The sequence below is a fragment of the Oceanobacillus luteolus genome (genome assembly GCF_023715655.1).
GTDB classification, from domain to species: domain Bacteria; phylum Bacillota; class Bacilli; order Bacillales; family Amphibacillaceae; genus Oceanobacillus; species Oceanobacillus luteolus.
Map to the genome: position 1 here is coordinate 1 of NZ_JAMBON010000020.1, position 22,228 is coordinate 22,228.

Consider the following 22,228-nt stretch of genomic DNA (forward strand, 5'->3'; position numbering starts at 1 on the left):
TTTCAAAATCCTCAAATTCTACAGGTTGGATGATCTTTTTTTTATATTTCTCAGAGTATACAAAATCATTAAATACATGAAGATACCCTGAAGCACCCATTTTATTCAAATCATACAATGCACCAACAATTTCATGTCTAGAACTATCACTATTTAAGTTTTTGAAATTGCCTTTCCGAATCATTATCTTTTTCTCTTCCAACTCTTCTTGATTTATTCGTTTTTGTTCAACAGACAATATACTGTCCATATTTTCTAATAATTCATATGCGTCTTCAGGTGTTATGTAAGATCTATGGTAACAGGCAATATGCCATTTACTTTTTTTAGGAATAATCTTTTCCACATACCAGTCCTTTATTTTGGGACGTAAAAAAACTTGATATCCTGGAATACCAAATTCTAACGCGGTTTCTTTTGAAATTATAGTATGCAGAATAGCATGTTCAACTATATCACAAAACACTAACCTTTCTTTTTTGTGATATTTAAAAGCAATATTTTGAGCTTTTATAAAAGACTCATTTGTCATATTTAAAAACTTATTTTCATCAATGTGATGACACTCTAACCCCTCGACAGATCTCGAATACTTCCCTTTTGTAATTTTTTTTATTTCTCCTTTTAAGAATCGTTCATATGATTGTTCCCTGAAGAAATCATCTCTTGCTGCACCATATTTTTTAAGTAAATATTCTACTGCTTCATCATATGTTTTAGAAAGCAAAGCTAAGTACTCTTCTTTTTTTTCCATTTGTAATCCCCACCCTGTTTTATTTATATGCAACTCCACACTTCCAATAAAGTCAGCTACGGTGTGAGAAGGTGGTAATTATGCCAGAAGCCACTTATTTGCTGACATAGAGTCTCCTACTTTCTTTTCAATTAATATTACATACGTTTCACCAGTGTTAAAGGTTTCGATCCTTACACAACTCTACTGCCCCGTTAATGTAAGTACATTTCTTCACAAACTTCCATTTCAATTATTTCTATAAATTCAGTTTACACCGAACTACTTAATTAAGTAAGTCCTTTTTATCATAAGTATTTGAATTATTTTTAATTTAATCGGAATATGATAGATATCTGGATTATAAATATTATGCTACGCTACAATACTTGTAATTTTGTAATTTTATTCAAAATCCTGTTTCACCGGAACAAAAGGAGGATTACAAGTAGTAATTCCACTTGTAATCCCATCTATTTTTCTTGTATTTTTTCTAGCAATAACTTTTTTGTATTTAAATTTGTAATCGCTTTGTCCCTCAAATGACTGACTTTATAACTCTTAATTACATAATTACAAAATTACACACTATAATATCTTAAGTTAAAAATAGTTTCTAGAAAAATTAAAACCTTGTTCTTCTATAAACTCTGGATTTACCTGAGTAACTCGGAAATTTTGCTTTTTATGAGTTATAGCTTTATAATCGACGATCTTCCTTCCATTCTTTTGTTCAAGGGTAAGCTGTTGATTCATCCACGCTTGTCTTATCTGCTTTGCATCCTCTCCCAATCTCTTATTTATATAGTCGATGGTTAAATATAACCCATTCTTATTAAAGATTGCGTGAATGCCGCTATTCGATTCATATTCAGCAAAGATATGATTTCTATTGGCATCTAGCTCCTCAAGTATCTCTATTAATACATTCTTAGCTCGATCTACATGGTCATTTTCAGAGCATATAGCATTAAATAAATCTTTAAAATCGCTAACTGGAATTTTCATACCTTCGTCTTTAAATAGTTCATTTAAGACTTCTGCGACATATACGATAAATGCAAAATGCAAGGCTATTCTACGCATGATATTATTGTTAGTATTGGATTGAAATAGATTCGTTAGCTCCTTAAATCTGCTTTTAAATCGCTCTGAATGATTCCCCCAGCGTTTTATGAACTCAAGCCCTATACTTCCGTAATATAGCTCTACATTTTGATTCAAGAGAGTAAAATAATCAGCAGTTTTATTTATAAACTTAAAGTTTGTGATCGGAATAACTCGTGCAGCACTCCCTTGTGAATTTGTGTATTCTAAAATGTTATTTTCACCTGTAGTGATAAATACCGATTGCCAAGAGCTCGTCCCCCGACTGCCGTCTAGACTGCCCCGCATTTTCCCTGTTCCATTACCAAATAAGTAAATGATCTGTTGTAATGCTTTTTTATCATGAGCTGTATTTGTATCGTCAAGAATTAAGGGAAATGCATTGAGAAATGAAGCAATTCGCTCAATTGCTACCTTCGTTGTAAGCATTGAACTAATATAACCACTTGGCTTCCCCCAAACACTGGCACAAACCTTTTGAACGGTAGTCTTACCACTTGAAGAAATACCAGATATATCAACAATAATTGGACTTAAATCAAATTCCTTAAAGAGTACAGAAGCAAATGATGCCATAATAGGAAATAATGCCTTTGGATTATCATAAAGAGGTTCCAACACATTTGTTATCCAATCCTCAACAGTCCCACTGCACTTGATAGCTTTAAGCCTTTGTATCTCTCCCTCATCAGGTGGAACAATGCGAAACTTGGACTCTATCAGTGGATGAATAAAATGATTTCCCACATAACCCAGGTGACTGACAACCACTGAACGCTTCAGTTTATTTTTTTCTAGAAACAAATCGAAATACTCAATTAGGTGGCGTGCATTTCGATCGTTGCTACTTAACCCTTTGTTTGCAAGTGCAATCACTTCTCGCTTCGTTGCTAATGCAATTGCAGGAACCACTTCACTGTACACTTTGCCGTCATTAAACCATTTTAATTCATACTGAACATTGTTTTTCTCTATGTCGTCAAAACACTTTGTAACATAGGGAATTTGTCTGCTAATAAATTCTTCTTCATTATCTTTTTCATTTAGTCGCATTAGCTTATTGTCTTTCATGAAAAAAGGGCTTGGAATTCCAAACCCTTCTACCTCTTTCATGAATTCCTCGTAGACCGTCAATCCCAGCACCCCCTACGCCGGGACGTTGCCAACTCTCCTAGAATGTTATAAAATTGAAGTATCAAAATATCCATCAAGAATCTCCTTTCAAAATGGAGTGTATGTGGGTCTCCTGATGTTGCAGCATCGGGAGACTTTTTGTTTCCACAATCCAATTCCTCTTATCCTTCCTTTGCACATATTGCCCGCCAGCATAGTGCTTATTTCATTGTGTTTTTATGTTCATCCAAGAAATCATCAATGTCCTGCTTCCTTACTAAACGAATCCCATCAATTTCAATTATTGGAAGCCCCATTTTCTCTAGCTTTTGGAAGGTATTAAAGCTAACTCCAATGTACTGTGCAGCTTCTTTCTTATTCATATAAGGCTTATAATCACTATCCAATTGAACTTTCTCTACAACTTGCTGTGTCATCTCCAACAAAGCTTTTTCATAGGAAGCAATAAAATCATTGGATAATTGTATTGGAACATTCATTTGCATAGAAATCACCTCCTTTTAACTGCATATAGTATTATTATACTTCATATAGTATCATTACAAAAAATAATGTCAATGATTTTATACTATATGTTTGTTTTTTATACTATATATGGTATTATATTCTTAAAAGGAGGTGGTAAAAATGATTAGAATGAGGCTAAAAGAAATACTAGATAATAAAGGAATATCAATCACAGAACTTCATGAACGAACTGGTATCTCGAAAAACACTATTAGTTTAATGGTGAATAATAAAAGTAAAGGAATTCAGTACGATACGTTAAACAAAATTTTAAATGCCACAAATGTAGGAATCTCGGATTTGTTAGAAGAAGTAACTGATTTGTACGCTATGCATGTAAAAAGCATTGAAAATGACTATACTCCTTTAAAAAGCCATGAGTGCAGACCATTTCGTTATCAAATCTGGGCTGATTTAGAAAGTGGTGGAGAACCCGAATTAATTTATGACTTTACCTTTTCTGTTTTATATTTCAAAGTCAACAGCAAGAACGAAAAGTCATATTTACACATCACATTTGATGATTATAAGCCCGAACATACAAATCATGATTTAAGTATTAAGTTTAATCCAAATGAGAATAAAATTGCTCTCAATGTTATGGCTTATTTAATCGTTACAGATCTACTATGGAATATGGATTTTGCTAACAAAGAGACTCCTTCTTTAGCGTATGTTAACTGGGAAGGGTTTGAACGAGGTTCTATATTCGGATTAAGTATAAATGTCCCAATTAGCTACGCTGACCCAGAGGATCTTAGCTGGGAAAACTTTAAAAAAGGTAAAGTAGGTAATAATAAAAAAATCGCTAATTTTGCTTATTTAAAATTTAAATATCCTGATATTGAAGACATTCATTTTGACAAAGAAACTGGAGAAACAGCTATATTTTTTCACTTTAACTAATGTTACCTTTACCCATATCGCCCGCCAGCGTATGGAAAGGAAAGGTATTAATTGGCAAATATTAAAGAATACAAAAAGAAAGACGGCTCAAAAGCCTATATGTTCAACTTTTATATTGGTATTGACCCAATCACGGGGAAAAAGAAAAGAACGACTAGAAGAGGATTTAAATCTAGGAAAGAAGCCCAAATCGCTTTAGCTCAGCTTCGTTTGGAAGTAAATGAGGATGGTCCTGGTAGTGTTAACGAACTTACATTTAGAGATGTATATGAGCTTTGGATCAAACAACATAAGCTTGAGGTAAAGCCAACAACCATTAAAGCTATTCAAAGCAAATTTAAACGGATACTGCCTAAGTTCGGACATTTAAAAATTGCTAATATCACAAACCTATATTGTCAAAAAGTAATCAATGAGTGGGCAACTGAATTAAAGACATTTAATGATTACAAAATTCAGGCAAACCTCGTGTTTAAGTACGCTATGAAGTATGGTTTAATCCAGAGGAACCCTATGGAATATGTAACAATTCCTAAATTGCATAGTGAGCTCTTTTATGATGAAGATGAGGAGAAAGGGAATTTCTTCACTAAAGACGAACTGCAAGAATTTTTAAAGAGAGCAAAAGAAGATATGACCTTTAAAAATTACACGCTATTTCGTCTGTTGGCCGTCACTGGATTAAGAAAAGGCGAAGCTCTCGCATTACACTGGTCAGATATTGATTTTACCAACCGAACCGTCTTTGTTAGAAAAACACTTGCTCAATATGATGGTATTCAAGCGTTGCATCAACCAAAGACTATCAATTCGAGAAGGATAGTTGAATTTAACGAACCCACACTCTCTACGCTTCAAGAGTGGCAAAATATCCAAAGAAAAGAATATGAACTGTTGGGTATACCTTATAGTGCTGAACAAGTGCCTGTATTTACCCGTTTTGATAAAGATGAAGGAGTAATGAAATATCTCCGTCTAGCTTCGCCAAATGAGTCACTATACAGCTTTTTCAACAAACATACTGACTTGCCTAGGATTACAGTTCACGGATTGCGACATACACACGCTTCTCATTTATGTGAAGCCGGAGTTCCAATAAAAGCTACACAGGCACGTTTGGGACATAAAGATATCCAAACAACGATGAATGTCTATACACACGTTTCAGATGTAATGAATGAGAAAGCTACAGCTACAATCAATAATTTTCTCAACTTTTAAGCGAAGGGTATTCAAGGGGTATTCAATCAAGTTCTTAGCATAAAAAAACCCCTTCCCAATATACCCAGGAAGAGGTTGTAAACGTTGATATACCAACGATATTAACGTTTTGAGAACTGTGGTGCACGACGAGCGCCTTTAAGACCGTATTTCTTACGCTCTTTCATTCTAGGGTCACGTGTTAGGAAGCCTTCGCGTTTTAGGGAAGCACGATATTCTGGATCAGCTTGTAAAAGCGCACGAGCGATTCCGTGACGAATTGCACCAGCTTGACCAGTGAATCCACCACCGTGAACATTAACTAACACATCATAAGTTCCTTCTGTTTCTGTAGCAGCCAATGGCTGGTTTAGAATAAGAAGTTGTGTTTCATATGGGAAATAGTCACTTGCTTCACGACCATTGATTGTAACTTTACCTGAACCTGGTACTAAACGTACACGAGCAGTTGATTTTTTACGACGTCCTGTGCCGTAGTATTGTACTTGTGCCAATGAATTTTACCTCCTTTGATTACCCACGAAGCTCGTAAACTTCTGGTTTTTGTGCTTGATGTTTATGTTCTGGACCGACAACAACATGTAATTTAGAGTACATTTTACGTCCTAAAGGACCTTTTGGAAGCATGCCTTTAACCGCAAGCTCGATCATGCGTTCAGGGTGCTTAGCACGCATTTCTGCTGCATTACTCTCTTTCAATCCACCTGGGTGGTTTGAGTGACGGTAATACATTTTGTCCTGTTCTTTGTTACCTGATAGTTCGATTTTTTCTGCGTTGATTACGATGACATAGTCACCAGTGTCTGCATGTGGTGTGTAAGTTGGTTTGTTCTTTCCGCGAAGGATAGAAGCAACTTCACTAGCAAGACGACCTAGACGTTTGCCTTCTGCATCAACAACAAGCCATTTACGTTCGATGTTCGCTTCGTTTGCCATGAATGTTGTGCGCATGGTATTTTTCCCTCCATATATATATAAAATCACGTTTCATATTTTGTATTTTAAGTTTCTAAAAAACACAATTAGATTCCGGGGCTAATCATGGTTTAGAAATAAAATGCCATAAATCATAATATAACATAACCGCGTGCTTTGTCAAGGTTTGGTTATATTTTTTCCGTCTTTTTTTCATACAAATTTCTAATTATTCATAAACGACCCGTACAAGGTATAAACCTTCTGGTCCAATCGTTTTTCCTACCCTCGTGCGATCTTTGGCAGCGAGTAGTTCCAGCGTTTCTTCTGGTTGCCATTTCCCTCTGCCTACATCGAGCAGGAAGCTCACAAGAATACGGACCATATTGTAAAGAAACCCATCACCGATAAAAACAAAGCGAAACCCATTTGGATGTTCTTCACACGTTACAGTGTAGAGTGTCCGAACCCGACTTCCTTGCACCGTTGCTTTCACCGATGAAAAAGTCGTGAAATCATGGGTACCTTTCAAGTATGCACATGCATCTTGCATTTTTGTCAGGTTGAGCTGCTCAGGAACATGATAGGCATAATTACGGCTAAATACGTCGCGCTCAGGGCTTGTACGGACATAATAGTGGTATTCCTTCATCTTAGCATTAAAACGCGCATGAAAGTCCTCTGAGACGATTTCAGCGGCCTTGATGAAGATGTCATCAGGAAGCAATGCATTTAATGCCTTCTTCCAGTTATCCGCTCCCAAAGAGAGCTTGGAATCAAAATGAATGACTTGTCCTTCCGCATGTACGCCGGTATCTGTTCGTCCTGAACCTTGAATCCGGATAGATTCGCCTTTATGGATTTTTTTCAGTGCCTGTTCTAATTCACCAGCGACGGTCCGCTTATCAGGTTGAATCTGAAAACCATAGAAATTCGAGCCGTCATAAGCTAAAGTACATTTAATTCTAGTCATGGATTATAACCTCTACCCGTAGGTCCTTGTCACAAATAAAACAGCTATGACAAGCACAAAAATAATATAACCGAAAATATCAAGCTTCGTAATTTGCAATTCCCGCAGTTTTGAACGGTTATCTCCGCCTTGATATCCTCTTGCCTCCATCGCCATCGCTAATTCTTCAGCACGCTTAAATGCGCTGATAAACAGTGGAACGAGCAATGGGACAATGGCCTTGATCCGCTCTTTTAATGGGCCTGTACGAAAGTCCACCCCTCGTGAAGCTTGTGCCTTGGATATCTTATCTGTTTCCTGCATCAACGTTGGGATGAAGCGTAAAGAAATCGACATCATCAAGGCAAGCTCATGTACAGGAAACTTAAATCTTTTTAATGGATGAAGCATGTCTTCAATTGCATCTGTAATCTCAATTGGTGTCGTCGTTAGTGTTAATAAAGATGTAACAAGTATTAAGAGAAAGAAACGAATTGAAATTGCAAAACCTTGGATAAGTCCTCCTGAATAGATTTCAAAGATTCCTAACTCAAATAGGACTGTTCCTTCTCTCGTTACGATTAAGTGCAGAATAAACGTAAAGATTATGAGAAACCATACCGGTGTAAGACCCTTCATAATAAAGCGAATTGGAATCTTGCTTGTAAACATACAAGTTAACGCAAAGAGAACCAAGACGCCGTAACTCGGTACATTATTGGCAAAAAATACGATAAAAACAAAGAAAAATATTATTGTTATTTTTGTCCGTGGATCTAGACGGTGGATAAATGAGTTACCTGGTACATATTGGCCGATAATCAAGGAGTTATTCATTTTATTCCACTCCTTTTACAATCTCACTGATGGAAGTTGCAATTTCATCAATCGATTGATTCGAGAAGTTTATCGGCTTGCCCATTTTTTCCTCAAAACTTGTCAGGAATTGAACGACTTCGGGCACATCCAATTGCACACTTTGCAGTGCTTCTTTTTGACGGAAGACGTCAATTGGTGTACCTTCCATGAATTTCGTTCCTTTATTTAAAATCAATATTTGGTCGGCATATTTCAAAGCATCATCCATGCTATGTGTGACAAGTATCGTTGTCAGTCCAGCCTCCCGATGCAGGTTATAAAACATATCCATAATTTCCTTCTGTCCACGTGGGTCGAGACCAGCTGTCGGCTCATCAAGCACGAGCACTTCTGGTTGGATTGCAAGGACACCCGCAATCGCCACACGCCTTTTTTGCCCACCACTTAAATCAAAGGGGGAACGTTCCAGGAGTTCCTCAGATAATCGTACTTGACGTAATGCTTCTTTCGTTCGTCTTTCAATTTCCTCTTCCGACACACCGAAATTTTGCGGACCGAAAGCAATATCCTTTGCGATTGTTTCTTCAAACAGTTGATGTTCTGGATATTGGAATACGACCCCAACTTTACTTCGAAGCTCTTTCATATTTTTCGGCTTCTCATCATTCGTCAGTTTAAAATCGCCGATATGCACTTCACCTTCACTTGGAACAGTTAAGCCATTCAAATGTTGGATCAACGTTGATTTTCCAGAACCTGTATGACCGATTATCGCTACAAATGTGCCTGAAGGAATATGGAATGAGAGATTTTCAAGCGCTTTATGTTCAAAGGGAGAATTTTTTTGATAAATATAAGTTACGTTTTTGAATGTAATGTCCATAATTCCTCCAACAGTTCCTCATGATTTAAAGGTTCCTTCGTAAGCTCTATCCCAGCCCGTTTTAACTCATCTGCCAAAATTGCTACAAATGGAACATCCAACCCAATTTCTTTTAGTTGATTGCGCTTGGAAAATATCTCTCTCGGTGTCGCTTCTGCCCATATTTCTCCTTGATTCATCACAATTATCCGTTCAGCTTGTACTACTTCTGCCAAATCATGTGTAATCGTAATTAGTGACAACCCTTGTTGTTCGCTGAGGCTCGCCACCGTCTGCATAATTTCCTTTCTTCCTCTAGGATCAAGCATGGCGGTAGCTTCATCCAGAATTAACACCTTAGGATAAATAGCCAACACACCGGCGATTGCTACCCGCTGTTTTTGACCACCTGAAAGGCGATGTGGTTCAGTTAAACGATAATCCAGCATACCGACTGCAGCTAAATTATCCTCTATTCTTTTAATCATTTCTTCCCGGGGAATCCCACGATTTTCCATACCAAAGGCAACATCATCTTGAACAGTAGCACCAACAAACTGATTATCCGGATTCTGAAACACCATACCAACTTCACGACGGATATCCCAGATCGTTTCCTCATTGACAGTAACGCCATTTATTAAAATTTCTCCCTCTTGGGGAAAAAGTAAACCGTTTACTAATTTAGCAATAGTCGATTTTCCCGAGCCATTGTGCCCGATAATGGCCACGAATTCATTTTCATAAATTGAGAATGAAAGATCTTTCAAAACCCAAGGATTCGTATCGCTATACCGAAATGAAACATTCCGGAATTCTATCAAAGCCTTTCTCATCTTTCGTGCCTCCTCCCGCTTCTACGGTGGGTCGTTTCTATGTAAGTTATAGTATATAACAAGATAGGATGAGAATCATTTAAATATCTCATCTTTCGACCCGAATTTACTAGAAGCGTTCTCTGCTAATCTCTGCTCCTTCTCGTGAACCGAGAAACTTGTATTATTCTTGGCCTGATTCCACTAAACAACTCCCTGTTTGTAATAAAAAAGAAGGTTTCGCATAGTGTATCATTCTATTGGAACGAAGCCACAGATTCTCATATCGTTCGTGTACTGAGAAGACCTCTATGAACACGAATACTCTAACTTTTATTCGATTCGTGCACTGAGAGAGACTCTATGAACACGAACAATCTAATTCTCATTCGATTCATGCACTGAGAGAGCTTCTATGAACGCGAACTCTCTAATTCTTTTTCGATTCATGCACTGAGAGGGCCTCTATGAACATGAACACTCTGATTCTTTTTCGATTCATGCACTGAGAGGGCCTCTATGGACATGAACACTCTGATTCTTATTCGATTCATGCACTGAGAGGGCCTCTATGGACATGAACACTCTGATTCTTATTCGATTCATGCACTGAGAGGGCTTCTATGGCTTGAAAATAATATGAGCACGAAAATCAAAGTATGCCATAAAATAGCGCTCTCTACTCTACTTCTTTATACAAAAAAAGGGCTTGGATTCACCTCTTTAGGAGAGATTTCGTCCTGCCCTTGCCTTTTTTTATTTAACCAATTCAATGATTGCCATGGGTGCTCCATCGCCTTGGCGCTCACCGAGTTTAAGTACACGTGTATAGCCGCCTTGTCTATCTTCATAACGTTTTGCAACGTCATCGAAAAGCTTTTGAATCACTGAGTTGTCATCTTCTGTTTCTTTGTTATAAAGAAATGCTGCTGCTTGACGACGTGCATGAAGATCACCACGTTTGCCAAGTGTAATCATTTTATCGACTACAGATCTAAGCTCTTTCGCTTTTGCTTCTGTTACTTCGAGGCGTTCATGAATAATTAAATCAGATGCAAGGTTACGAAGTAGTGCCATACGATGATCTGTGGTACGTCCTAACTTTCTAGTCATGGACTATCCCTCCTTTTTACAATCTAAAGGTGACTGCTTAGTCATCATTTCGTAAACCTAATCCGAGATCAGAAAGTTTATTCTTAACCTCATCCAATGATTTACGACCTAAGTTACGCACTTTCATCATATCCTCTTCGGTCTTTGTTGTAAGTTCCTGAACAGTATTGATACCAGCACGCTTTAAGCAGTTATATGATCTTACAGAAAGATCGAGTTCTTCAATCGTCATTTCCATTACTTTTTCTTTTTGATCTTCTTCTTTTTCCACCATGATTTCAACGTTTTGAGCTTCATCTGTCAAACCGATGAAAATATTAAGATGCTCTGAAATAACTTTTGCACCTAAAGAAACAGCTTCTTCTGGACGAATACTGCCGTCAGTCGTTACTTCAAGCGTTAATTTATCATAGTCAACTATCTGCCCAACACGCGTATTCTCTACTTGGTAGGTCACACGCTCAACTGGTGTAAAGATAGAATCTACTGGAATGACTCCAATTGGTTGTTCTTCATGTTTGTTTTCCTCAGCCGGGCGATAGCCACGACCGCGTTCAGCAGTCATTTTCATATACAAGCGACCCTTGCTGTTAACCGTTGCAATGTGAAGATCTGGATTCATCACTTCAACGTCGCTGTCATATGTCAAATCTGCAGCAGTCACATTAGCTTTACCCTGAATATCTAATTCCAATGTCTTTGGTTCATCAGAATAGATTTTAAGTGCGAGCTTCTTTAAGTTCAAGATGATAGTAGTCACATCTTCTACCACGCCGTCGATCGTGGAAAATTCATGCAATGCACCGTCAATCTGAACTGAAGTAACAGCAGCACCCGGAAGTGAGGACAGTAAAATACGACGCAAGGAGTTTCCAAGAGTGGCACCATATCCACGCTCAAGAGGTTCAACTACGAATTTTCCAAATGTAGCATCATCACTAATTTCAACCGTTTCAATTTTTGGTTTCTCAATTTCAATCATTAAATAAAACCCTCCTTAAAAACGTCGAAACCCCGGTTAGACCAAAAGTCTAACCGAAATTCCTCAAGTAGGCAGTCGCGCAAATTCCAGCACTACCTGTCTTTCCTTCGTACATTCCTATCTATCGTTTACTAAAAAACGTGCAGAGTATAATATTACCATTATAACCCAGTATAGACAGGGTGACAAAATCTATACGATGTTTACTAAAAAGCTATCAAATTAGCTCTATTAGTAACCAAATGCAGTGGATTATACACGACGACGTTTCGGTGGGCGACAACCATTATGAGGAACCGGTGTTACGTCAACAATTGCAGTTACTTCTAAGCCAGCTGCTTGAAGTGAACGAATTGCTGCTTCACGTCCTGCTCCTGGTCCTTTAACGGTTACTTCTAGGTGTTTCATACCATTCTCTACTGCTGTTTTTGCAGCTGTTTCAGCAGCCATTTGAGCTGCAAAAGGAGTAGATTTACGAGAACCTTTGAACCCTAATGCACCAGCAGAACTCCAAGAAATAGCATTACCTTTTTGGTCAGTAATCGTTACAATCGTGTTGTTGAATGTAGAACGGATATGTGCGATACCTGCCTCAACATTCTTTTTGACACGACGTTTACGTGTGTTTGTATTACGAGCCATTTAAAATGATCCTCCTTTCAAATTACTTCTTCTTGTTAGCCATTGTTTTACGTGGGCCTTTACGTGTACGAGAGTTGTTCTTCGTTTTTTGACCACGAACTGGTAATCCACGACGATGACGTAAACCACGGTAAGAACCGATTTCCATTAGACGTTTGATGTTAAGGGAAACTTCACGGCGAAGATCTCCTTCAATCGTAAGTGACTCGATCGCTTTACGGATACGTCCTAATTCGTCTTCAGTTAAATCGCGAACGCGAGTATCTTCAGAAACGTTTGCTTCTTTAAGGACTTGTTGTGCAGTTGATTTACCAATTCCGTAAATATACGTCAAGGAAATAACTACTCGTTTGTCACGTGGGATATCAATACCTGCAATACGTGCCATACTGTTTTAGCACCTCCTGTTTAGCCTTGTTTTTGTTTATGCTTTGGATTTTCACAAATTACCATTACTTTGCCTTTACGCTTAATTACTTTACATTTTTCGCAAATTGGTTTTACAGATGCTCTTACTTTCATCCTTAGTACCTCCTTTAATATCGGAGCATTATTTATAACGGTACGTAATTCGACCTCTTGTTAAATCATACGGAGAAAGTTCAACTGTAACCTTGTCACCTGGTAAGATTCGAATGTAGTGCATACGAATTTTTCCAGATACATGCGCTAAAACGGTATGCCCGTTTTCAAGCTCAACATGAAACATTGCATTCGGTAATGTTTCCGTTACAGTGCCTTCCACTTCAATAACATCATCTTTCGCCATCGTGTTTTTAGTCTCCCTTCTTCAAATCAGTCACATCGCTTGAAGACCAAGCAAATTGAAATAGCAATTTCCCGTTTGTGACGTAATCAGTTTCTAGAAGGCTATTGGGACTTCTGGAGATAATAAGTCCTTAAGCTCTCTTTAGAAGAATGTATCTTCTTCGGCTTATTGGCTTCGATTTACTCTCCATCTGCTAATAAGACGTACCGATCATCCACAACACTTGCGACTGGCACTCGCCCGTTTCACATCCAAGAAAAACAGGAACGAATTTCACCTACACCGGTGCGATCGCGAACAACGTGGATAAAGCATAAAGTTACACTTTAAACAGTTGCTACTACGCCCTTCATTATAACTTTACAGAGAAAGAATTGCACCTATTCTGAGCGTCTTAAGCCAGGTTTTCCAACTTGGATTCAATCTCTTGGAAAACAACATCAATATCTTGGTCTCCATTTACTCGTGCAAGATACCCTTTCTCTTGGTAAAAGTCGAGTAAAGGCTGCATTTGCTCAAGGTTTACGGCTAAACGATTTTTCACCGTTTCAGGCTTATCATCATCGCGTTGGGTTAATGTTGAACCATCTTTATCGCAGATTCCTTCCTCTTTCGGAGGATTGAATACGATATGATATGCTGTTCCACAAGTCGGACAAATTCGTCGGCCGGATAAACGCTCCACTAATTTTTCTGCTGGAACATCTACATGCAACACAAAATCAATGGATTGGTTTAATTCTGTGAGAAGCTCTTCTAATGCTTCAGCTTGTGCGATGGTTCTCGGAAAACCATCCAATAGAAAACCGTTCTTACAGTCATCCTTCATCAAACGCTCTCTCACAATTCCAATCGTGACTTCATCTGGAACAAGTGCTCCTTGATCCATGAATTCTTTTGCCTTTTTCCCGAGGTCTGTACCTTCTTTAATTGCTGATCGGAACATATCCCCTGTAGAAATATGAGGGATGTTGTATTTTTCTTTTATTTTGTCTGCCTGAGTGCCTTTTCCAGCACCAGGTAGACCCATTAAAATTAAATTCAATAGTTTCCCCTCGCTTTTTCACTTTTGGCAGGAAATTATTTAATAAAACCTTTGTAGTGACGCTTCACTAATTGTCCTTCCAACTGTTTCATTGTTGTCAAAGCAACCCCTACAACGATTAGTAAGCTTGTTCCGCCAATCTGAACGGATTGAGGCAGATTTGCAACACTTCCTAAGATAATCGGTAGAATGGAAACAGCTGCCAAGAACAGCGCTCCTACAAATGTCAGCCGCTTAATCACACGAGTGAGATACATTTCCGTGTTATGTCCAGGTCGGATACCCGGAATATATCCACTTTGCTTTTGCAAGTTCTCTGCCATTTGCTCTGGGTTGACTTGAACAAATGTATAGAAATAAGTAAATGCGATAATCAACGCTGCATAAATCACCATTCCAATTGGTTCTGTAAATTGGAATATATTATAAATCGTATTAGCAACCGAATTTCCTTCGTAGAAACCAGCAATCGTAGTTGGTGCCATCATGAAGGCACTCGCAAAGATTACTGGAATAACTCCAGCTGCATTCACCTTGATTGGTAAGTGTGTAGATTGACCACCTACAGGTGAACGATTAACCAATTTCTTCGCATATTGAATTGGTATCTTACGCAGTGCTTGGTTTACGTATATAACGCCAACCGTTACCGCAATTACAACAAGTAAAATGATCGTGACAATAATAATGTTAATGAACAGCTCATCTCCAGCATTAACGAAATACTGACTGACTAGCTGGGTAACCCCATTTGGTACAGCTGCAACGATACCCGCAAAGATAAGGATGGAGATTCCATTACCTACTCCATGTGCAGTTATCTGTTCACCTAACCACATTAGGAATGCTGTTCCTGCAGTGAGGGTGAGCGCTATAACCAAGAATTTCACAAAACCAGGATCTTGAATCAATAGGCCGCCTGCCATCGCATTGAATCCTACCGACATGGCAATCGCCTGGATAAACGCAAGTACTATAGTAAAGTAGCGTGTTACTTGAGCTATTTTCTTACGGCCCATTTCTCCTTGCTTTTTCCACTCTGTGAATTTAGGGACAACATCCATTTGCAATAGCTGCATAATAATGGAAGCAGTAATGTAAGGCATAATCCCCATCGCAAAAATAGAAAAGTTTTGTAAAGCTCCTCCACCGAATGTATTTAGGAATCCAAATACATTTTGTTGATTCGTGATAAAGTCGAGTGCTGCTCTATCCGTAAACGGTACAGGAATAAATGTGCCCAGACGGAAAATAATCAACATCGCTAATGTAAAGAGTATCTTCTGTCTGATGTCAGCAACACGCCAAAAGTTGGAGATTGTGCGAAACATTAGATCACCTCAGTTTTACCGCCCGCAGCCTCAATTGCTTCTTTCGCACTTTGAGAGAACTTATGAGCTTTTACTGTGAGCTTTTTATCGATCGCGCCATTACCAAGTATTTTAATACCTGAATTTAATTTGCTTACGACACCTACTTCTAGTAATAGCTCAGGTGTAACTTCAGTGCCTTCTTCAAACTGGTTGAGTTTATCTAGATTAACGATAGCATACTCTTTACGATTGATGTTTGTAAAGCCGCGCTTCGGTAAACGTTGAAATAGAGGCATTTGTCCACCTTCGAACCCTGGACGAACACCACCGCCTGAACGTGCTTTTTGACCTTTATGTCCACGTCCGGAAGTTTTACCATTTCCAGATGACATTCCACGTCCTACACGGTTTCTTTCTTTACGAGTACCTTCATTCGCTTTTAGTTCATGAAGTTTCATCGGAGCACCTCCTCTTGTTAAAATTTCTTTAAGCGTCTTTAACGTCTACTAAGTGGGATACTTTATTAATCATACCACGAACAGATGGTGTATCTTCAAGTACCACTGATTGACGGATTTTCTTTAAGCCTAGTGCTTCAACGGTTTTTCTTTGTACTTGAGTACCGCCGATCACACTGCGTTTGAGGGTGATTTCTAATTTGTTAGACATTTTGTTTCCCTCCTTATCCTAACAGTTCTTCAACAGACTTTCCACGTAGTTTAGCTACATCCTCTGCTGTTTTAAGATTTTCTAAACCATTGATTGTTGCACGAATCACGTTGATTGGAGTGCTTGCTCCTAGTGATTTAGTAAGAATATCACCAACACCAGCAAGCTCTAGTACCGCACGGACAGGTCCACCAGAGATAACTCCAGTACCTTCTGTAGCAGGTTTCATCAGTACATTACCAGAACCGAATTCACCAATGATTTCATGCGGAATTGTAGTACCTACAAGTGGAACACGGATTAAATTCTTTTTCGCATTGTCTACTGCTTTTTTGATTGCTTCTGGTACTTCTTGTGCTTTACCTGTACCAAAACCGACATGACCGTTCTTGTCGCCAACAACAACCAATGCAGCAAAACGCATACGGCGTCCACCTTTAACAACTTTAGAAACGCGGTTGATCGATACCACACGTTCTTCTAAATCTAATTTGTTTGGATCGATTGAATTATTCATTAAAATGGTAACCTCCTTTATCGATTAAAATTCGAGACCTGCTTCTCTTGCAGCCTCAGCCAAAGCTTTTACACGTCCATGATATAGATAGCCTCCACGGTCGAATACAACTGACTTGAAGCCTTTCTCAATAGCACGTTTAGCAATTGCTTCTCCTACTAATTTCGCAGCTTCAACGTTACCACCATTAGTAATGTTCAAGTCTTTATCATTTGTAGAAGCGCTAGAAACCGTAACACGATTCTCATCGTCGATTAATTGTGCATAAATATGTTTATTTGAACGATATACGTTTAGACGTGGACGTTCAGCAGTTCCAGTAACAAACTTGCGTACACGCGCGTGTCTTCTCTTACGCGTTTCATTTCTGTCCGGTTTTGTGATCATCTAGGTCACTCCTTTCATACCTAACTAATCTTACTTAGCAGTTTTACCTTCTTTACGGCGTACATGTTCGCCAACATAACGAATACCTTTACCTTTGTAAGGTTCTGGTGGACGAATTGCACGGATGTTAGCAGCAACTGCGCCAACAAGCTCTTTATCGATACCTTTAACGGTTAATTCTGTGTTCTTAGGAACTTCGATTTCAATTCCTTCGATTGGATCGATTTCTACAGGGTGGGAATAACCAGCATTCACTACTAGTTTCTTACCTTGCATTTGTGCACGGTAACCTACCCCTTGGATTTCAAGTGATTTTTGGAATCCGTTAGTTACACCTTCGATCATGTTTGCGATCATAGTACGGCTTGTTCCGTGTAACGCACGGTGTTCTTTATGATCACTTGGACGTTCTATTGTGATTACATTATCTTCAACGTTAATTTTCATATCCTCATGGATTTGTTTAGAAAGTTCACCTTTAGGTCCTTTAACAGTAACGTGGTTACCATCAAACTTCACTTCTACACCTTGAGGAATTTCAATCGGTTTTAATCCTATACGAGACATTTTCTGCACCTCCTTGGGTTAAAGAATATTACCAAACATATGCAAGTACTTCGCCACCAACTTGTTGGCTGCGAGCTTCTTTATCAGACAGTACACCTTTTGAAGTAGACACGATAGCAATTCCTAATCCGTTCAATACACGTGGTACTTCATCGGCTTTTGCATATACACGTAAACCAGGTTTACTGATACGTTTGATTCCAGTGATTACTTTTTCTTCGTTTTTACCGTATTTCAAGAAAATACGCAGTACACCTTGTTTGTTATCTTCAATATACTCATAATCCTTAACGAATCCTTCACGTTTTAGGATATCAGCAATTTCTCTTTTCATTTTTGAAGCAGGAAGCTCCAACTTTTCATGTTTTACAGTATTCGCATTACGTATACGAGTAAGCATATCTGCGATTGGATCTGTCATAACCATTCATCATTACCTCCTTCCCAGATTGGGGTTTACCAGCTTGCTTTTTTGACACCAGGAATTTGACCTTTATAGGCAAGTTCGCGGAAACAAATACGGCAAAGTTTAAATTTACGAATTACAGAATGCGGACGTCCGCAACGTTCACAGCGAGTATATTCTTGAACTTTGTACTTCTGTTTACGTTGTTGTTTTGCAATCATTGATTTTTTAGCCACAAATTTCCCTCCTTAATGCTAGAGCTTATTTTTGGAAAGGCATGCCTAACTCTGATAAAAGCTCACGCGCTTCTTCGTCTGTGTTAGCAGTTGTAACAATAACGATATCCAGTCCGCGTACTTTGTTTACTTTATCGTAGTTAATCTCCGGGAAAATTAGTTGTTCTTTTACACCTAATGTGTAGTTTCCACGACCGTCAAAAGCGTTTTTTGAGATTCCACGGAAGTCACGTACACGTGGAAGAGAAACAGCAATCAACTTTTGAAGGAACTCATACATACGTTCACCGCGAAGTGTAACCTTTGCGCCGATCGGCATTCCTTCACGTAAACGGAAACCAGCGATTGATTTCTTAGCACGAGTGATCAATGGTTTTTGACCAGAGATTAGGGATAATTCTTCAACAGCACTATCTAATGCTTTAGAGTTTTGTACTGCGTCACCAACACCCATATTGATTACGATCTTTTCAACTTTTGGTACTTGCATGACAGATTTATAGTCAAATTTATTCATTAAAGATGGAGTAACTTCATCTTGAAATTTTTGTTTTAATTGGTTCATTATGGCGCCCTCCTTTCAACTTCAAACTTATTTATCTAAGGCTTCTCCGGACTTTTTAGCAATACGCACTTTCTTACCGTCGCGTACTTCATAGCCAACTCGTGTTGGTTCACCTGTTTTAGGGTCGATTGGTAATACGTTAGACACGTGAATTGCAGCTTCTTGGTTTAAGATTCCACCTTGTGGGTTTTCTTGAGAAGGTTTTGCGTGTTTTTGTACCATATTGACTCCTTCAACAAGTACACGGTCTTTCTTCGGGTATAATTCAAGGATTGTACCTGTTTTACCACGGTCTTTTCCGGATAGAACTTTTACTTTATCACCTTTTTTTACATGCATGCTTTACGCACCTCCTTAAGGATAAGATTCACTTATAATACTTCTGGAGCTAGAGATACGATTTTCATGAATTTAGCATCACGTAATTCACGTGCGACAGGTCCAAAGATACGAGTACCTCTTGGGCTCTGATCATCACGGATAATTACAGCAGCATTTTCATCAAAACGAATGTATGAACCATCTTTACGACGTGCACCAGATTTAGAACGAACGATTACCGCTTTAACGACGTCACCTTTTTTGACAACGCCTCCTGGTGTTGCTTTTTTCACCGAGCAAACAATTACATCACCGATATTGGCAGTCTTACGGCCTGATCCACCTAAAACTTTGATTGTTTGCACTTCACGAGCACCAGAGTTATCAGCAACTTTTAGACGACTTTCTTGTTGAATCATAACACTGTGACCTCCCTTCGGATTTGTTCCGAATCAACTTTGATTATATAATGACCGCTTCTTCTACAATTTCCACTAAGCGGAAACGTTTTGTAGCAGATAGTGGACGAGTTTCCATGATACGCACGATGTCACCAGTTTTAGCTTGGTTGTTTTCATCATGTGCCTTAAACTTTTTGGAGTACTTTACACGTTTTCCGTATAATTTATGGACTTTGTTTGTTTCAACAACAACAGTGATTGTTTTGTCCATTTTGTCCGATACAACACGGCCTGTGTAAACTTTACGATTATTACGTTCAGACATACCTTAAGTACCTCCTCTCTCGAGATCAGTTATTTGCAGTTAATTCACGTTGACGAGCAACTGTTTTTAAACGAGCGATCGATTTACGTACTTCACGGATACGTGCAGTGTTTTCCAACTGACCTGTAGCAAGCTGGAAGCGTAAATTAAACAATTCTTCTTTTAGTGATTTCACTTTATCTTCAATTTCGGCAGTGGTTAATTCTCTTATTTCTTTAGCCTTCATTGCTTTCACCACCAATTTCTTCGCGTTTTACAAACTTAGTTTTAATAGGCAATTTATGAGCAGCTAGACGTAACGCTTCACGAGCTACAGCTTCGTCCACTCCTGCGATTTCAAACATAATTTTTCCTGGTTTTACTACTGCTACCCAGCCTTCTGGAGCACCTTTACCAGAACCCATACGTACCTCTAAAGGCTTAGCTGTATATGGTTTGTCTGGGAAGATTTTAATCCAAACTTTACCGCCACGTTTCATGTAACGTGTCATTGCAATACGGGCAGCTTCAATTTGACGACTTGTAATCCAAGAAGCTTCTGTAGCTTGTAGGCCGTATTCACCGAAAGAAACAGTTGTACCGCCTTTCGCTTGACCTCTCATTTTACCACGGTGTTGTCTACGATATTTTACACGTTTAGGCATTAACATATAAAGTGCCCCCTTCCTTATTTTTCTTTTTTAGTTGGAAGGACTTCACCACGATAGATCCACACTTTTACGCCAAGTTTACCGTAAGTAGTATCAGCTTCTGCTGTACCATAGTCGATGTCGGCACGTAATGTGTGTAGTGGTACTGTTCCTTCACTGTAGTGTTCTGCACGCGCGATGTCCGCTCCACCTAGACGTCCAGATACTTGAGTTTTGATTCCTTTAGCTCCTGTACGCATTGTTCTTTGGATTGCTTGCTTTTGAGCACGACGGAATGAAATACGGTTTTCTAACTGACGTGCAATGCTGTCAGCAACCAATTTTGCGTCCAAGTCCACCTTTTTGATTTCAACGATATTGATATGAACTCTTTTACCAGTTAATTTGTTCAATGCTTTTCTTAGAGCTTCAACTTCAGATCCGCCTTTTCCGATAACCATACCTGGTTTACCTGTATGAATCGTAATGTTCACACGGTTAGCTGCACGCTCGATTTCGATAGAAGAAACAGCGGCTGTCTTTAAGCGGTTCTCAAGATATTCTCTGATCTTAATATCCTCATGTAGTAAGTCTGCATAGTCTTTACCAGCGTACCATCTTGACTCCCAGTCTTTAATGATTCCTACGCGAAGACCCGTTGGATGTACTTTTTGACCCACTAACTACCCCTCCTTCTTTTCAGTTACCACAACTGTAATGTGGCTTGTGCGTTTGTTAATTTGACTTGCGCGTCCTTGTGCACGTGGACGGAAACGTTTCAACGTTACACCTTCGTTTACATATGCTTCAGAAACAACCAAGTTGTCTGTATCCATTTCGTAGTTGTGTTCTGCGTTTGCGATAGCAGATTTCAATACTTTTTCTACGACTGGAGAAGCACCACGTTGTGTATGTTTCAAAATTGCAATTGCTTCACCAACATTTTTTCCTCGAATCAGATCAACGACTAAACGTACCTTACGAGGAGCGATACGAACCGATTTTGCAATGGCTTTAGCTTGCATGCGAGTAGCCTCCTCTCATTTTAGCGTTTTGTTTTCTTGTCGTCGCCAGCGTGTCCTCTATACGTACGAGTTGGCGCGAATTCACCTAATTTATGTCCAACCATATCTTCTGTGATATAAACCGGAACGTGTTTACGTCCATCATATACTGCGATTGTGAGACCAACGAAAGATGGGAAGATTGTAGAACGACGAGACCAAGTTTTGATAACTTGTTTCTTTTCACTTTCGTTCATTGCATCAACCTTTTTCAATAGATGGTCATCAGCGAAAGGTCCTTTTTTCAAACTACGACCCATGGATAAACCTCCTTCCAGAGTTTAGAGACGGGCCTAACTGTTTCCC

35 protein-coding genes are annotated in these 22,228 nt (G+C 38.8%); 2 read left to right on the forward strand and 33 right to left on the reverse strand.

What is annotated here, in order from left to right:
- The 3 genes from M3210_RS12035 to M3210_RS12045 form a co-directional block, all read right to left on the reverse strand.
- On the reverse strand, positions 1–754 hold a 754-nt coding region (locus M3210_RS12035; protein WP_251514702.1), incomplete at its 3' end, for an SAV1803-related protein.
- A gap of 582 nt (positions 755–1,336) precedes the next feature.
- Positions 1,337–2,953, reverse strand: coding sequence for a DUF927 domain-containing protein (locus tag M3210_RS12040; RefSeq protein WP_251514704.1), 1,617 nt, complete (start codon positions 2,951–2,953; stop codon positions 1,337–1,339).
- 221 nt (positions 2,954–3,174) lie between these two features.
- Entirely contained in the window at positions 3,175–3,459 is a 285-nt protein-coding gene (locus M3210_RS12045) for a helix-turn-helix domain-containing protein (protein WP_251514706.1), read from the reverse strand.
- A gap of 142 nt (positions 3,460–3,601) precedes the next feature.
- On the opposite strand from M3210_RS12045, the gene M3210_RS12050 reads away from it, so the two are divergent.
- Positions 3,602–4,387, forward strand: coding sequence for a helix-turn-helix domain-containing protein (locus M3210_RS12050; protein ID WP_251514709.1), 786 nt, complete (start codon positions 3,602–3,604; stop codon positions 4,385–4,387).
- Positions 4,388–4,438: 51 nt separating this feature from the next.
- A complete protein-coding gene (locus tag M3210_RS12055) occupies positions 4,439–5,608 on the forward strand; it encodes a site-specific integrase (RefSeq protein ID WP_251514711.1) in 1,170 nt (389 codons plus the stop codon).
- Positions 5,609–5,709: 101 nt separating this feature from the next.
- Here M3210_RS12055 and rpsI read toward each other — a convergent pair whose 3' ends face one another.
- The 30 genes from rpsI to rpsS all read right to left on the reverse strand — a co-directional run bounded on the left by rpsI (position 5,710) and on the right by rpsS (position 22,182).
- Complete coding sequence (gene rpsI, locus M3210_RS12060) at positions 5,710–6,102, reverse strand: 30S ribosomal protein S9 (protein ID WP_251514713.1); 393 nt, start codon at positions 6,100–6,102, stop codon at positions 5,710–5,712.
- Positions 6,103–6,121: 19 nt separating this feature from the next.
- The gene (rplM, locus tag M3210_RS12065) at positions 6,122–6,559 is read right to left on the reverse strand and encodes a 50S ribosomal protein L13 (protein ID WP_251514715.1); all 438 of its coding nucleotides are present in this window, start codon (positions 6,557–6,559) and stop codon (positions 6,122–6,124) included.
- Between the two features lie 193 nt (positions 6,560–6,752).
- The gene (gene truA / locus M3210_RS12070) at positions 6,753–7,496 is read right to left on the reverse strand and encodes a tRNA pseudouridine(38-40) synthase TruA (RefSeq protein WP_251514717.1); all 744 of its coding nucleotides are present in this window, start codon (positions 7,494–7,496) and stop codon (positions 6,753–6,755) included.
- 12 nt (positions 7,497–7,508) lie between these two features.
- A complete protein-coding gene (locus M3210_RS12075) occupies positions 7,509–8,312 on the reverse strand; it encodes an energy-coupling factor transporter transmembrane component T family protein (RefSeq protein ID WP_251514719.1) in 804 nt (267 codons plus the stop codon).
- 1 nt (position 8,313) lies between these two features.
- Positions 8,314–9,177 carry an energy-coupling factor ABC transporter ATP-binding protein gene (locus tag M3210_RS12080; protein ID WP_251514721.1) on the reverse strand — a complete coding sequence of 288 codons (864 nt, stop codon included), beginning with the start codon at positions 9,175–9,177 and terminating at the stop codon, positions 8,314–8,316.
- Positions 9,153–9,992: an energy-coupling factor ABC transporter ATP-binding protein gene (locus M3210_RS12085; RefSeq protein WP_251514724.1), complete on the reverse strand. Its 840-nt coding sequence runs from the start codon at positions 9,990–9,992 to the stop codon at positions 9,153–9,155. The genes M3210_RS12080 and M3210_RS12085 overlap by 25 nt, the downstream gene beginning before the upstream one ends.
- Before the next feature lie 735 nt (positions 9,993–10,727).
- Positions 10,728–11,084 carry a 50S ribosomal protein L17 gene (rplQ, locus tag M3210_RS12090; protein WP_251514726.1) on the reverse strand — a complete coding sequence of 119 codons (357 nt, stop codon included), beginning with the start codon at positions 11,082–11,084 and terminating at the stop codon, positions 10,728–10,730.
- 37 nt (positions 11,085–11,121) lie between these two features.
- Positions 11,122–12,066: a DNA-directed RNA polymerase subunit alpha gene (locus tag M3210_RS12095; protein ID WP_251514728.1), complete on the reverse strand. Its 945-nt coding sequence runs from the start codon at positions 12,064–12,066 to the stop codon at positions 11,122–11,124.
- Between the two features lie 252 nt (positions 12,067–12,318).
- Complete coding sequence (gene rpsK / locus M3210_RS12100; protein ID WP_251514731.1) at positions 12,319–12,708, reverse strand: 30S ribosomal protein S11; 390 nt, start codon at positions 12,706–12,708, stop codon at positions 12,319–12,321.
- Between the two features lie 22 nt (positions 12,709–12,730).
- Positions 12,731–13,096 (reverse strand): 30S ribosomal protein S13, encoded by a 366-nt coding sequence (rpsM, locus tag M3210_RS12105; protein ID WP_251514733.1) that lies wholly within the window; start codon positions 13,094–13,096, stop codon positions 12,731–12,733.
- Between the two features lie 20 nt (positions 13,097–13,116).
- Entirely contained in the window at positions 13,117–13,230 is a 114-nt protein-coding gene (rpmJ, locus tag M3210_RS12110) for a 50S ribosomal protein L36 (protein ID WP_010095733.1), read from the reverse strand.
- Between the two features lie 28 nt (positions 13,231–13,258).
- Positions 13,259–13,477, reverse strand: a complete 219-nt coding sequence (infA, locus tag M3210_RS12115; protein WP_156857249.1) for a translation initiation factor IF-1 — start codon at positions 13,475–13,477, stop codon at positions 13,259–13,261.
- 394 nt (positions 13,478–13,871) lie between these two features.
- Entirely contained in the window at positions 13,872–14,522 is a 651-nt protein-coding gene (locus tag M3210_RS12120; protein WP_251514736.1) for an adenylate kinase, read from the reverse strand.
- Positions 14,523–14,557: 35 nt separating this feature from the next.
- Positions 14,558–15,853, reverse strand: a complete 1,296-nt coding sequence (gene secY, locus M3210_RS12125) for a preprotein translocase subunit SecY (RefSeq protein ID WP_251514738.1) — start codon at positions 15,851–15,853, stop codon at positions 14,558–14,560.
- On the reverse strand, positions 15,853–16,293 hold the full coding sequence (gene rplO / locus M3210_RS12130) for a 50S ribosomal protein L15 (RefSeq protein WP_251514739.1): 441 nt from the start codon (positions 16,291–16,293) through the stop codon (positions 15,853–15,855). Before rplO ends, secY begins: the two co-directional genes overlap by 1 nt.
- 28 nt (positions 16,294–16,321) lie before the next feature.
- Entirely contained in the window at positions 16,322–16,504 is a 183-nt protein-coding gene (gene rpmD, locus M3210_RS12135; protein ID WP_251514740.1) for a 50S ribosomal protein L30, read from the reverse strand.
- A 13-nt stretch (positions 16,505–16,517) separates the two neighbouring features.
- A complete protein-coding gene (gene rpsE, locus M3210_RS12140) occupies positions 16,518–17,021 on the reverse strand; it encodes a 30S ribosomal protein S5 (RefSeq protein WP_251514741.1) in 504 nt (167 codons plus the stop codon).
- Between the two features lie 24 nt (positions 17,022–17,045).
- Positions 17,046–17,408, reverse strand: coding sequence for a 50S ribosomal protein L18 (rplR, locus tag M3210_RS12145; protein ID WP_251514742.1), 363 nt, complete (start codon positions 17,406–17,408; stop codon positions 17,046–17,048).
- Between the two features lie 30 nt (positions 17,409–17,438).
- A complete protein-coding gene (gene rplF, locus M3210_RS12150; protein WP_251514743.1) occupies positions 17,439–17,975 on the reverse strand; it encodes a 50S ribosomal protein L6 in 537 nt (178 codons plus the stop codon).
- A 28-nt stretch (positions 17,976–18,003) separates the two neighbouring features.
- Positions 18,004–18,402, reverse strand: coding sequence for a 30S ribosomal protein S8 (gene rpsH, locus M3210_RS12155; protein ID WP_251514744.1), 399 nt, complete (start codon positions 18,400–18,402; stop codon positions 18,004–18,006).
- A gap of 29 nt (positions 18,403–18,431) precedes the next feature.
- Entirely contained in the window at positions 18,432–18,617 is a 186-nt protein-coding gene (gene rpsN, locus M3210_RS12160) for a 30S ribosomal protein S14 (protein ID WP_206269980.1), read from the reverse strand.
- 25 nt (positions 18,618–18,642) lie between these two features.
- Positions 18,643–19,182 carry a 50S ribosomal protein L5 gene (gene rplE, locus M3210_RS12165; RefSeq protein ID WP_251514745.1) on the reverse strand — a complete coding sequence of 180 codons (540 nt, stop codon included), beginning with the start codon at positions 19,180–19,182 and terminating at the stop codon, positions 18,643–18,645.
- Positions 19,183–19,209: 27 nt separating this feature from the next.
- On the reverse strand, positions 19,210–19,521 hold the full coding sequence (gene rplX / locus M3210_RS12170) for a 50S ribosomal protein L24 (RefSeq protein ID WP_251514746.1): 312 nt from the start codon (positions 19,519–19,521) through the stop codon (positions 19,210–19,212).
- Positions 19,522–19,553: 32 nt separating this feature from the next.
- Complete coding sequence (gene rplN, locus M3210_RS12175) at positions 19,554–19,922, reverse strand: 50S ribosomal protein L14 (protein ID WP_251514747.1); 369 nt, start codon at positions 19,920–19,922, stop codon at positions 19,554–19,556.
- Positions 19,923–19,965: 43 nt separating this feature from the next.
- Complete coding sequence (gene rpsQ / locus M3210_RS12180) at positions 19,966–20,229, reverse strand: 30S ribosomal protein S17 (RefSeq protein WP_251514748.1); 264 nt, start codon at positions 20,227–20,229, stop codon at positions 19,966–19,968.
- A gap of 25 nt (positions 20,230–20,254) precedes the next feature.
- Complete coding sequence (rpmC, locus tag M3210_RS12185; RefSeq protein WP_251514787.1) at positions 20,255–20,455, reverse strand: 50S ribosomal protein L29; 201 nt, start codon at positions 20,453–20,455, stop codon at positions 20,255–20,257.
- Positions 20,445–20,879 carry a 50S ribosomal protein L16 gene (rplP, locus tag M3210_RS12190; protein ID WP_251514749.1) on the reverse strand — a complete coding sequence of 145 codons (435 nt, stop codon included), beginning with the start codon at positions 20,877–20,879 and terminating at the stop codon, positions 20,445–20,447. Before rplP ends, rpmC begins: the two co-directional genes overlap by 11 nt.
- 17 nt (positions 20,880–20,896) lie before the next feature.
- Positions 20,897–21,538, reverse strand: a complete 642-nt coding sequence (gene rpsC / locus M3210_RS12195; RefSeq protein ID WP_251514750.1) for a 30S ribosomal protein S3 — start codon at positions 21,536–21,538, stop codon at positions 20,897–20,899.
- A 3-nt stretch (positions 21,539–21,541) separates the two neighbouring features.
- The gene (rplV, locus tag M3210_RS12200; RefSeq protein WP_251514751.1) at positions 21,542–21,883 is read right to left on the reverse strand and encodes a 50S ribosomal protein L22; all 342 of its coding nucleotides are present in this window, start codon (positions 21,881–21,883) and stop codon (positions 21,542–21,544) included.
- Between the two features lie 20 nt (positions 21,884–21,903).
- Complete coding sequence (rpsS, locus tag M3210_RS12205; protein WP_251514752.1) at positions 21,904–22,182, reverse strand: 30S ribosomal protein S19; 279 nt, start codon at positions 22,180–22,182, stop codon at positions 21,904–21,906.
- Positions 22,183–22,228: the final 46 nt, after the last annotated feature.